The following is an 11,075-nucleotide window of genomic DNA, read 5'->3' as shown; positions in this document are numbered from 1 at the left end:
AAGGACGGCCGGGCCAATGAAGGCCATGCCTGTGTGAAGGGCCGCTTTGCCTGGGGCTACGCCACGCACAAGGATCGCATTACTCGGCCGATGATCCGCCAGAGCATCCACCACGCCTGGCAGGAAGTCAGTTGGGACGAGGCCCTCAACCATGCCGCCCGTGAGTTCAGGCGCATTCAGGCCACGGATGGCGTGGATGCTGTCGGTGGCATCACCTCGTCGCGCTGCACCAACGAAGAGGTTTACCTGGTGCAAAAGCTGATTCGTGCGGCTTTTGGCAACAACAACGTCGATACCTGCGCGCGCGTTTGCCATTCGCCCACCGGTTACGGTATGGGAGAAACTTTTGGCACCTCGGCGGGCACGCAGACCTTCAAGTCGGTGGAGCAGGCTGATGTGGTGCTGGTGATGGGTGCCAACCCAAGCGCCGCGCATCCGGTGTTTGCCTCGCGCATGAAGCGCCGCTTGCGCCAGGGGGCGCAACTGATCGTCATTGACCCGCGCGAAATCGATCTGGTTGATTCGCCCCATGTTCAGGCCGCGCACCATCTGGCGCTCAAACCCGGCACCAACGTGGCGGTGATCACCGCGCTGGCGCATGTGGTGGTGACCGAGGGGCTTGTGAACGAAGACTTTGTGGCCGAGCGTTGCGATACCAAGAGTTTCAACGAGTGGCGTGCTTTTGTGGCGCGGCACGACAACTCGCCCGAAGCCTTCGAAGCGGCGACCGGGGTGCCTGCCAGCGAGGTACGCGCGGCCGCCCGGTTGTTTGCTGCCGGCCCGAACTCGGCCATCTACTACGGTTTGGGCGTGACCGAGCACGCCCAGGGCTCGACCACCGTGATTGGCATCTGCAATCTGGCCATGGCCTGCGGCATGATCGGGCGTGAAGGCGTGGGTGTGAACCCGTTGCGCGGCCAGAACAACGTGCAGGGCAGTTGCGACATGGGCAGTTTTCCGCACGACCTGCCGGGCTACCGGCATATTTCCAACACCCAGGTGCGCGAACAGTTCAACCAGGCCTGGGGCGTCACGCTCAACTCCGAGCCGGGTTTGCGCATTCCCAACATGTTCGATGCCGCGCTGGGTGGCAGTTTCAAGGGCCTGTACTGCGTGGGTGAAGACATTGTGCAGTCGGACCCCGATACCCAGCATGTCGTGGCAGCACTGGAAAAAATGGAATGCATCGTGGTGCAGGACATTTTTCTCAACGAAACCGCCAAGTACGCGCATGTGCTGCTGCCAGGCAGTTCGTTCCTGGAGAAAGACGGCACCTTCACCAATGCTGAGCGCCGTATCTCGCGGGTGCGCCGGGTCATGCCACCGCTGGCCGGTCTGGCCGACTGGGAAGTGACGATGAAGTTGTCCAACGCGCTGGGGTACACCATGAGCTATACGCACCCAGAGCAGATCATGCAGGAAATCGCGGCGTTGACACCTTCGTTTCACGGTGTCACCTACGCCAAAATCGACCAGCATGGCAGCATTCAATGGCCTTGCAACGACAACACGGTCGAATCCGGCACCGCGCTCATGCACACGTCGGCATTTGTGCGCGGCAAAGGCAAGTTTTTCAACACCCAGTATGTGGCCACCGACGAGAAGGTGACGCGCAAGTACCCCTTGATTCTGACCACCGGGCGTGTCCTGAGCCAGTACAACGTGGGTGCGCAAACCCGGCGCACCGAAAACAGCCAGTTCTACAGTGAAGATCGGCTGGAAATTCATCCGCACGATGCCCAAGAGCGCGGCATCAAGCCCGACGATTGGGTTGGCATCGTCAGCCGCGCCGGGCAGACCGTGCTGCGTGCCGAGGTCACCGAGCGCATTCAGCCCGGCGTGGTCTACACCACCTTCCACTTCCCCGAGTCGGGGGCCAATGTCATCACCACCGACAACTCCGACTGGGCCACCAACTGTCCGGAATACAAAGTGACGGCGGTGCAGGTGATGCCGGTGGCGCAGCCCTCCGAGTGGCAGAAGTCGTACCAGCGCTTCCACGCCGAGCAACTGGCGCTGGCTCAGAGGCAGGCGGAGCCACCACCGACTGGCCGTGCCAATGCGCCGGTCAGCGCAGGCTGAGGTGGCCACCGTATGGACATGTCCGTCAAACCCATGCCTGCTGAACTGAGCTATCGCTGTGTCGAGGTGGTGGGTTTGCGCGCCGGCCAGCGCCTGTATGGGCAGGATCACGTGGCCGAAGAAGCGGCAGTGGCGCTGGAGTTCAACGGCATCTCGCACGCGGTGATGTTGGCCACACCGGTCGAACTGGAAGACTTTGCCTGCGGCTTTGCGCTGACCGAAGGCATTGTGGACAGTCTGGCGCAAGTGCTTGACTGCGACGTGAGCGCCTCGGCGCAGGGCTACACCGTGCATCTGCGCATTGCAGCGGGCTGCTTTGCGCGGCTGAAAGATCAGCGCCGCAACCTGACCGGGCGCACCGGCTGTGGCTTGTGCGGTACCGAAAGCCTGGCCCACGCACTGCGTCCGGTCCGGCCCCTGGCGCCGCGCTGCAGCTTTACCGCCACCGCACTGCGCTGCGCCGAGGCCAGCTTGCGTGGGCGGCAAGGGCTGCTGTCGGTCACCGGGGCCACCCATGCCGCCGCCTGGTGCAGTGCCATCGGCCAGATTGCCCTGCTGCGCGAAGATGTGGGCCGCCACAATGCACTCGACAAGCTGATCGGCGCGCTGCTGCGCAGCAAAACCGATCCGTCCAGAGGTTTTGTCGTGGTGACCAGCCGGGCCAGTGTCGAGATGGTGCAAAAAGCCGCCGCCGCGGGCATCGGTTTGCTGGCTGCGGTGTCAGGCGTGACCGGCTTGGCCGTCGATGTGGCGCAGCACAGCGGCCTGACGCTGGCCGGGTTTGTGCGCGGCGAGAATGTCTCGATTTACAGCCATCCGCAACGATTTGAACTGAATTGACCCATGACAAACGACGACAACCTGATCCGCATGGCCAATCAGATTGGCACTTTTTTTGAAAGTATGCCCGATCGAAATGAGGCGTACGAAGGCATCGCTCAGCATCTGAAGAAGTTCTGGGACCCGCGCATGCGCCGGGCGCTGCTGGCTCGGCTGGATGCCTTGGACGAGCATGGTTTGAGCGACATCGTGCAAGCAGCGCTGCGTAACCATCGTGGTTTGTTTGATTGACAGCAGGATAATCCGCCCAAACTACCGAGGAAGCTCATGATTGATGTCCAAAAATCTCCCCGTGTGGCCGTTTTGCTGTCGGGCTGCGGCTACCTTGATGGTGCCGAAATTCGCGAAGCTGTGCTGACCCTGCTGGCGCTGGACCAGCAGGGCGCGGCCTACCAATGCATCGCACCCAACGCGCCGCAGTTTCATGTGGTCAACCACATCACCGGCGAGCCAGTGCCGGGTGCTGAGCGAAATATTCTGGAAGAGTCCAGCCGAATATCCCGCATGGGCAAATGCCTGGATTTGGCGCAAGCCCGGGTGCAGGATTTTGATGCGCTGATGATGCCGGGTGGTTATGGCGTGGCCAAAAACCACTGCAGCTTTGCTTTCAAGGGGACCGAAGCTGAAGTGCGTCCGGATGTGGCGGCGTTTGTTGGCGGTTTTTTTGCTGCTGAGAAACCGGTGGGGGCCATCTGTATCGCGCCAGCGCTGGTCGCGCTGGCCCTGCATGGCAAGCAGGACAGCGCGGTTATGACGCTGGGCAACGACGCCGGTGTCGCTGCTGCCATGACGCAACTGGGCCAACAGTTCACCAGCACATCAAGCGCGCGGGAGCTGGTCATCGATGAAGCGCACAAGCTGGTCACCACGCCGGCCTATATGTTTGATGAAGCATCGTTGGCCGATGTGTTTGTGGGCATTGGGCAATGTGTGGCCGAGGTACTCAAGCGCGCCCACAGAAACGTGATCAGCACTGGAGGGTAAAACACCATGAAACATGTGATCATTGGCGCCGGTTCGGCTGGCGTTCGGGCCGCAGAAACCTTGCGTGACCATGCACCCGATGCCAGCATCACGCTGGTGGGCGGCGAGCCGGGCGAGCCCTATTCGCGCATGGCAATCCCCTACATTTTGAATGGTGCGATTGACGAAGACGGTGCGCGCCAGCGCCGTTCACACCAGCACCTGGCCAGTTTAAGCATCCAATACCTGAATGCGCGCGCCATGCAAGTCAATGCTGGAGTCAGCGGTGGACAGGTGACGCTGGATGACGGCACGCAGCTCGATTACGACCGGTTGCTGGTGGCCACCGGCTCGTCGCCGACGCTGCCGCCTATCCCCGGCACTGACCTGCCCGATGTGGTGACCTGCTGGACGCTGGATGACGCGCGCCGGATTGCCGCCAAGCTCAGGCCGGGTGCCCGCGTGGTCATGCTGGGTGCGGGGTTTGTCGCCGGCGTGTGCATGAAGTCGCTGGTGAACAGCGGCGCGCGGCTCTCGGTGGTGGCTGGGCGCTCCGGGCAGATTCTGCGATCCATGATGACGCCGGTCGGCAGCGGCCTGCTGCAGCGCTGGCTGGAGGCACGCGGGGTGGATGTCATCACAACGGGGCGCACGCTGCGCATTGAGCCCGGCCCGCGCTTGGTGATGGACACCCGCACCATCGATGCTGACCTGATCATTCTTGCCACCGGTGTCGAGCCGAATGTGGCCTTTCTCAAGGGCACGGGAGCTGAAATTCGCAGCGGCGTGGTGGTCGACGAGCACATGCGCACCAGCGTGCCGCACATCTATGCCGCCGGCGACGTGGCACAGGGGCGCGACTTTTCCACCGGCGAGTGGGTTGTGCACGCGCTGCAGCCCACGGCCACCGAGCATGGCCGGGTGGCCGCGCTCAATATGCTGGGTCAACCGGTGGCCTACCGTGGCAGCCTGAGCATGAATGTGCTCGATACCGTGGGGCTGATCTCGCACACCTTTGGCTTGTGGCAAGGCAGCGCGGCGGGTGAGGTGACCGACGTGGTGGATGAGGCCAACTACCTCTACACCCGGCTGTGTTTTGAGGCAGACCAGCTTATCGGTGCCATCACCGTCGGTCACCCGCACCATGTGGGCGCCATCCGTGGCTTGATCCAGTCGCGCCGTCACCTGGGGCCCTGGAAGGACCGGTTGATGCAAAACCCGCATTTGGTGATGGACGCGTTTGTTGAGCTGAATCAGGGCTAAATCGGCTTCTAGCGCTTACACCTATTGTGCTGTCAGCTATCAAAAGCATGATGTCTTTGCGCCCGGTCAGCGCACCAGCGCCACACCCTTGATCTGTGCATAGAGCGCCAGGCCGGGCGCAATATGCAGCGCCTGGGCCGAGTACCGGCTGACGCGCGACAGCAGTCGTAGCGGCTGCGGGCCGTCTCCAAGGCGCAAACCCACCAGCACCTGCCCAAAGCCATCGTCGGCCAGATCGACCACGGTAGCGCTCAGGATGTTGAGAATGCTGGTATGTTGGGCTGGCTGTAAAGACAGGCTGACATCACGCGCCTGGATGCGCAGGCGCACCCGCTTGCCAGCCGCTGGTGGATTGGCACCGGTTTGCGGCAACAACAGCTGGCCACCGGCAAACGCCAGCGTCGTCAGGTGTTCGCCATGCGTGCCAGCGCACACCTGCGCTTCGATCAGCGCCGCGGCCTGGTCCCCCTGGGCCAGCGGCAGGTCCAGACGGGTCAACAAGTCGATCAGCGCGCCGCTGGCCTGCACTTGGCCGGCCTGCAGCAGCACCAGGTGGTCGGCCAGACGCGCGACTTCGTCGGCCGAATGGGTGACATACAGCACCGGAATGTCGAGCCGTTCGTGTAACTGTTCCAGCCAGGGCAGGATTTCGGCCTTGCGGTGTGCGTCGAGCGCAGCCAGTGGTTCGTCCATCAGCAGCACCTTTGGGCTGCCCGCCACGGCGCGGGCCATCGCCACCCGCTGGCGTTCGCCACCCGACAACTCGTGCGGCATGCGTGCCAGCAGATGCTCAATGCCCAGCAGCGCCAGCGCGTGGTCCCAGTCGTGGCGGCGCTGCGCCGCCGGTGTGCGCTCAAAACCGTAGCGGATGTTGGCCTGCACACTCAGGTGCTCAAACAGGCTGGCCTCCTGAAACACATAGCCCAGCGCGCGCTGGTGTACCGGCTTGAAGACGCCTTGTGCGCTGTCTTGCCACAGCTCGCCGGCCACACTGATGCGCCCCTGCGCGCGCGGCTCCAGCCCGGCCAGCACGCGCAGGCAAGTGGTTTTGCCCGAGCCCGAGGGGCCAAACAACGCCGTCACACCGCGCCCGGGCAGGTTCAGGTCCACGTCCAGCGAAAAGCCGGCGCGCTGCAGGCCGATGCGCAACTGCAAGTCGGTGCTCATGGCGACCTGCGCTGGCGCTGGTTGTAGCTGTACAGTGCCAGCAGCACGGCAAATGAAAACACCAGCATCACGGCGGCTAGGCGGTGCGCATCGGCGTACTCTGCGGCCTCCACATGGTCGTAAATCTGCACCGACACCACGCGCGTCATGCCGGGAATGTTGCCGCCGACCATCAGCACTACGCCAAATTCACCCACGGTGTGGGCGAAGCTCATGATGATGCCTGTCACAAAGCCGGGTCGGCACAGTGGCACGACGACGCTGAAAAAGGTGTCAAAGGGCGAGGCGCGCAGTGTGGCGGCCACCTCCAGCGGGCGATTCCCCAGTGCCTCAAACGCGTTGTGCAGCGGCTGCACCATGAACGGCAGCGAATACAGCACCGAGCCAATCACCAAGCCGGTAAAGCTAAATGTCAGCACGCCAAGTCCTAACGCCTGCGTCAACTGACCTACCGGGCCATGTGGACCCATCGTCACCAGCAGGTAAAAACCCAGCACGGAGGGCGGCAGCACCAGCGGCAACGCCACCAGCGCGCCAACCGGCTTTTTCAACCAATGGCGGCTGCGCGTCAGCCACCAGGCCAGCGGTGTGCCCAACAGCAGCAACAGCGCCGTGGTGAGCGTCGCCACCTTCAGCGTCAGCGCAATGGCTTGCAGGTTGTCGGGGGATAGCAGCATGAAGAGGGCGGTTCAACAGCGTGGTTTCACAGCTCGTAGCCGTAGGAGCGGATCAGGTCTTTGATGTTGGGGCTTTTCAGCAGCTTCATCAGCGCCTGCGCGGCTTCGTTATTGGCCGATTTTTGCATCACCACCGCGTCCTGGCGGATCGGGTCGTACAGATTTTGCGGCACCACCCACATTGAGCCGCTTTTGAGTTGGCCGCCTTCAAGCACCTGCGACATGGCGACAAAGCCAACGTCAGCGTTGCCGGTGGAGGCAAAGGTAAAGGTCTGGCCAATGCTCTCGCCCTGCACCAGTTTCGGCGCGAGGATTGCTGTGAGGCCCAGTTTGTCGATTACTTGCACGGTGGCAGCACCGTAGGGTGCTACCTTGGGGTTGGCGAAAGACACTTTGCCCAGGTTGGCGGCTTTCAGCACCTCGCCCTTGGCATCGACCCGTTTGGCATCGGTTGACCACAGCACCAGTTTGCCAGTGGCGTAGGTGAAGCGGCTACCAGGATGTCCCAGGCCCTCTTTTTCCAGTTTTTCCGGTGTCGCGGTGTCGGCTGACAGCAGCACGTCAAATGGCGCGCCGTTCTTGATTTGCGCATACAGCTTGCCGGTGGCACCCAGCGTGACCTTGATCGTGTGGCCGGCGGTTTTTTCCAGCACGGCAGCGATTGCCTTGATGGGTTCGGCAAAGTTGGCCGCCACCGCCACCTGGGCTTCGGCGGCAAGGGCGCTGGTGTGAACCAGCACGGTCAGCACGAGGGCAGACAGGGCACGGGTGATTTGGCGCATGGCATGGACTCCGGGATTGAGGGGTTTGCGTCGGGCGGCTGCTGTTGTTAAAAGGAGAAGAGTTTCGCTGTTCCAAAACAGAATAGCGAGTTTAACAAAACTGCAGCGCAACCCATACCCCAGCCGGTCTTTGTTCCCTTGTCTTGGCTTGTTGGCGCTGCTGCTGGGTCTGCACTGACCGCGTTGTGCCCCGAGGAACCCTGCTATTTCCTGCCAGCGGCCAACTTTCTGATCTGGTCTGGTGTGCCGCTCCAGACTTCAAAAAAACCATCGCGCTGGCGCGTCTGTAGCCAGGTGTCCCAACGGGTGTTGGTCAGCGCGGGTTCGGTCACCGCCAGCGAGTCCTGTTCCACGCCCACGCTCAGGCTGCCCGCCCCTTGGCCATTGGGCAGGGCTTTGGCGTGTTGGATGGTGGTTTGTACCCGCAGCAGCTCAGCCTGTGTCGGCGCGGGCAGGCTGTAAATCAGCCAGCGCCGCCCGGTAGGTGGCGGCTCCAGGCCCAGTGTGGACACCGAAGTCACCGACAGTTGCAACGGCAGCTTCTTGTCAATGGGCTCAAACGCCCCGGCCTGCGCCGGCTGCAGTTTCACGATCAGCAGGGGCACCGCCCCAGCAGGGGGCACCAAACGGGCATCCACCTGCAGGGCCACCATGAATTCAGCCGGGTTGGCCACCAGCAGTTCGCTTTGAAGGCTCATCAGGCGTGGCAGCGACCGTAAGGGCACACCGCCGCAAGCGCTCAGGCTGAGCAGTACAGCCAGCAGGCTGAATTGGACAAGGATTTGTTTCATGGTGGTTGACAAGCGTTGTTTTACAATGAATAATTATTGTAAAACAGAAACAAATTGTCAATCCAACGCAGTCGGGCTTATTTCATGGCAACTCTTTCATCCCCCTTGTTATCGTCTGCCACGGTCAATCATCTGCAACGTATTCGCACCTTGAGCCGGCTGATGGTGTGGGCCTGTGTGGCGCTGATCACTGTGTTGCCGCTGGCTCTGGTGTGGTATTGGGCCAGCAGCCCTGCGGCTGAACTGGCCAGCCAAGGCAACCTGCCCGCCAATGCCATTCAGTTGCCACTGCAGGCATGGCAACGGGTGGCCGCCGGGGCGGTGACGACAGTGCCACTGGTGCTGCTGCTACTGGGCCTGTTGCAAGCCAAACGCTGTTTTTCCGAGTTTGCCCAGGGGCAGGTGTTCACCGCGCAGGCCACCGGGCACCTGCGCCGTTTTGCCGGCTGGGTCGCGGCGGCGGCGCTGGCTGCCATCGTGGCGGCGGCGCTGACATCGGTGCTGCTGACGCTGCAAAACCCGCCGGGTGCCCGGCACGTGGCCATTGGGCTGAGTTCCAACCATCTGTTCACGCTGTTCTTTGCGGCGCTGGTGTGGCTGATGGCCGATGTGATTGGCCAAGGCCAGGCGTTGGCTGAAGAAAACGCACGCTTTGTCTGAGCGACCCGATGCCCATCATTGTTCAACTCGACCTCATGCTGGCGCGGCGCAAGGTCCGCTCCAAAGACCTGGCCGAGCACGTTGGCATCACCGAGGCCAATATGTCACTGCTGAAACAGGGCCGGGTCAAGGGAGTGCGCTTTGACACACTGGAGAAGATCTGCGCCTACCTGCAATGCCAGCCAGCGGATTTGCTGGTGTATGAATCCGACCCGCTTCAACCGTGACGCGCTGTGGCATTTCTCAATTCCCAAGGGCACTCTTTGATGATTTATTTCACCCACGCCGAGATCGACCACCTGATCTGTGAAGATTTGCCCTTGCACGACGAAACCACGCGGGCGCTGGGCCTGCCCGACGTACCCGGCACGCTGACCTACAGCGCACGTCAGCCCGGCGTGCTGGCTGGGCTCAAGCCCTGCTTGCAGATGGCGCAGAGCCTGGGGCTGCGCGCTGAACCGCTGGCGCAAGACGGTGCCCGCTTGGCGGCGCAGCAGCCGGTGTTGCGCCTGCATGGCAACGCCCACGCCTTGCATGTGGCGTGGAAGCAGGGCATGAATTTGCTGGAGTATTTAGGCGGCATCGCCAGCGCTACGGCGGACCTGTTGCAGGCAGCGCGCCAGGCAAATCCAGGCATTCAGGTCGCGGCTACGCGCAAGGCGTTCCCGGGGGCGCGGCGCTGGCAGCAGTATGCCGTGCTGTGCGGCGGCGGCGTGGTGCACCGGGCCGGGTTGTCAGAGAGCATTCTGGTGTTTGCCCAGCACCGGGCTTTTTTGCCCGGGGTGAGCGTGGCTGAACTGGTGGCGCGTGCCAAGGCCGCCAGCCCGGAGAAATTTGTGCTGATCGAGGCCGACGATGAGGCCGATGCGCTGGCCGCCGTGGTGGCCGGCGCCGACGGTGTGCAGCTTGACAAAATGCTGCCCGAGCAACTTGCAACCCTGGTGCCACGCCTGCGACAAGCCAGCCGGGCCAGCCACCTGACCCTCAATGCCGCCGGCGGCATCCGGCTCGACAACGCTGCAGCCTACGCGGCGACTGGTGTGGATATATTGGTGACCTCCAGCCTCTACACCGTCCCCGCAGCCGACTATGCGGCGCGGATGCAAGCGCTATGAGCCAGGGCACAGCTGCCGGATGGTGCTGGCGTTGCAGACCAAATTGCTACCCATAATAGAGCTGATTGCGTTATCCCAGGTTGGCAAAAGTCTGTCGCTCACTTCAGAATCCCAAGCTTTTACCCGCACCCAGTAGCGTGGCCACGCCAAGTATGGCAAAGATGGCGGCCGCGACGCCATGCACCAGGCGAACAGGCAATTTGTGCGCCAGCTTGTCGCCTACGAGTACGGCTGGCACGTTGGCGATCATCATCCCCAGCGTGGTGCCCGCCACCACCGAAAAGAAGGCGTGGTACTGGGCCGCCAGCGCGATCGTGGCGACCTGCGTCTTGTCGCCCATTTCGGCCAGAAAAAACGCCACCAGCGTGGTCACAAACACACCCGCGCGCGTCAGCTTGGCTTCGTTTTCGTCCAGTTTGTCCGGAATCAGCGTCCAGCCGGCCATGACAATGAACGAGATGCCCAGCACCCAGCGCAGTGTTTCGGGTCCAACCACGGTGGTGATCCAGGCACCGAGCGCACCGGCAAAGGCATGGTTGGCGACCGTGGCAAACAGGATGCCGAAAATGATCGGCAGTGGGCGTTTGAATTTTGCCGCGAGGATGAAGGCAAGCAACTGCGTCTTGTCGCCGATTTCGGCCAAGGCGACGATGCCGGTGGAGATCAAGAAGGCTTCCATGAAAAATTCCCAGGCCGGATCAAGAAAAATGACCAACGCAATTGTCCGGACATGGC

The 11,075-nt window shown here is 62.3% G+C and carries 13 protein-coding genes; 8 read left to right on the top strand and 5 right to left on the bottom strand.

The features are described 5' to 3' along the window. The 5 genes from fdhF to KBF66_RS16540 form a co-directional block, all read left to right on the top strand. Nucleotides 1–2,082 (top strand): formate dehydrogenase subunit alpha (gene fdhF / locus KBF66_RS16560; protein ID WP_296659798.1); only part of this gene is annotated, 2,082 nt, incomplete at its 5' end. 12 nt (nucleotides 2,083–2,094) lie between these two features. After that, nucleotides 2,095–2,922, top strand: a complete 828-nt coding sequence (gene fdhD / locus KBF66_RS16555; protein WP_296659794.1) for a formate dehydrogenase accessory sulfurtransferase FdhD — start codon at nucleotides 2,095–2,097, stop codon at nucleotides 2,920–2,922. Between the two features lie 3 nt (nucleotides 2,923–2,925). After that, nucleotides 2,926–3,153 (top strand): formate dehydrogenase subunit delta, encoded by a 228-nt coding sequence (locus KBF66_RS16550; protein WP_296659789.1) that lies wholly within the window; start codon nucleotides 2,926–2,928, stop codon nucleotides 3,151–3,153. A gap of 36 nt (nucleotides 3,154–3,189) precedes the next feature. After that, entirely contained in the window at nucleotides 3,190–3,906 is a 717-nt protein-coding gene (elbB, locus tag KBF66_RS16545; protein WP_296659787.1) for an isoprenoid biosynthesis glyoxalase ElbB, read from the top strand. A gap of 6 nt (nucleotides 3,907–3,912) precedes the next feature. Further along, nucleotides 3,913–5,148 carry an FAD-dependent oxidoreductase gene (locus KBF66_RS16540; RefSeq protein WP_296659779.1) on the top strand — a complete coding sequence of 412 codons (1,236 nt, stop codon included), beginning with the start codon at nucleotides 3,913–3,915 and terminating at the stop codon, nucleotides 5,146–5,148. A gap of 66 nt (nucleotides 5,149–5,214) precedes the next feature. Here the strand turns inward: KBF66_RS16540 and modC are convergent, their stop codons facing one another. From modC to KBF66_RS16520, 4 genes are all read right to left on the bottom strand, one after another. Next, on the bottom strand, nucleotides 5,215–6,315 hold the full coding sequence (gene modC, locus KBF66_RS16535) for a molybdenum ABC transporter ATP-binding protein (RefSeq protein WP_296659775.1): 1,101 nt from the start codon (nucleotides 6,313–6,315) through the stop codon (nucleotides 5,215–5,217). Beyond that, entirely contained in the window at nucleotides 6,312–6,992 is a 681-nt protein-coding gene (gene modB, locus KBF66_RS16530; protein WP_296659773.1) for a molybdate ABC transporter permease subunit, read from the bottom strand. The genes modC and modB overlap by 4 nt, the downstream gene beginning before the upstream one ends. 26 nt (nucleotides 6,993–7,018) lie before the next feature. After that, nucleotides 7,019–7,774: a molybdate ABC transporter substrate-binding protein gene (modA, locus tag KBF66_RS16525; protein ID WP_296659770.1), complete on the bottom strand. Its 756-nt coding sequence runs from the start codon at nucleotides 7,772–7,774 to the stop codon at nucleotides 7,019–7,021. Between the two features lie 203 nt (nucleotides 7,775–7,977). Continuing rightward, nucleotides 7,978–8,565: a hypothetical protein gene (locus tag KBF66_RS16520; protein ID WP_296659767.1), complete on the bottom strand. Its 588-nt coding sequence runs from the start codon at nucleotides 8,563–8,565 to the stop codon at nucleotides 7,978–7,980. A gap of 84 nt (nucleotides 8,566–8,649) precedes the next feature. Here KBF66_RS16520 and KBF66_RS16515 point away from each other — a divergent pair, with 84 nt between their 5' ends. The 3 genes from KBF66_RS16515 to modD are packed head-to-tail and all read left to right on the top strand — an operon-like array spanning nucleotide 8,650 to nucleotide 10,340. Beyond that, complete coding sequence (locus KBF66_RS16515) at nucleotides 8,650–9,225, top strand: DUF2975 domain-containing protein (protein ID WP_296659765.1); 576 nt, start codon at nucleotides 8,650–8,652, stop codon at nucleotides 9,223–9,225. A gap of 8 nt (nucleotides 9,226–9,233) precedes the next feature. Next, nucleotides 9,234–9,452 carry a helix-turn-helix transcriptional regulator gene (locus KBF66_RS16510; protein WP_296659760.1) on the top strand — a complete coding sequence of 73 codons (219 nt, stop codon included), beginning with the start codon at nucleotides 9,234–9,236 and terminating at the stop codon, nucleotides 9,450–9,452. Nucleotides 9,453–9,491: 39 nt separating this feature from the next. Further along, the gene (gene modD / locus KBF66_RS16505) at nucleotides 9,492–10,340 is read left to right on the top strand and encodes a ModD protein (RefSeq protein ID WP_296659756.1); all 849 of its coding nucleotides are present in this window, start codon (nucleotides 9,492–9,494) and stop codon (nucleotides 10,338–10,340) included. Nucleotides 10,341–10,443: 103 nt separating this feature from the next. Here modD and KBF66_RS16500 read toward each other — a convergent pair whose 3' ends face one another. Continuing rightward, a complete protein-coding gene (locus tag KBF66_RS16500) occupies nucleotides 10,444–11,019 on the bottom strand; it encodes a TMEM165/GDT1 family protein (RefSeq protein WP_296659801.1) in 576 nt (191 codons plus the stop codon). Nucleotides 11,020–11,075 lie beyond the last annotated feature (56 nt).

It is taken from the genome of Rhodoferax sp. (assembly GCF_018063565.1).
In the GTDB taxonomy this organism is placed as follows: Bacteria; Pseudomonadota; Gammaproteobacteria; order Burkholderiales; family Burkholderiaceae_C; genus Rhodoferax.
The sequence above is the reverse complement of the archived record's forward strand: the minus strand, read 5'-3'. Positions and strand labels throughout refer to the sequence as shown.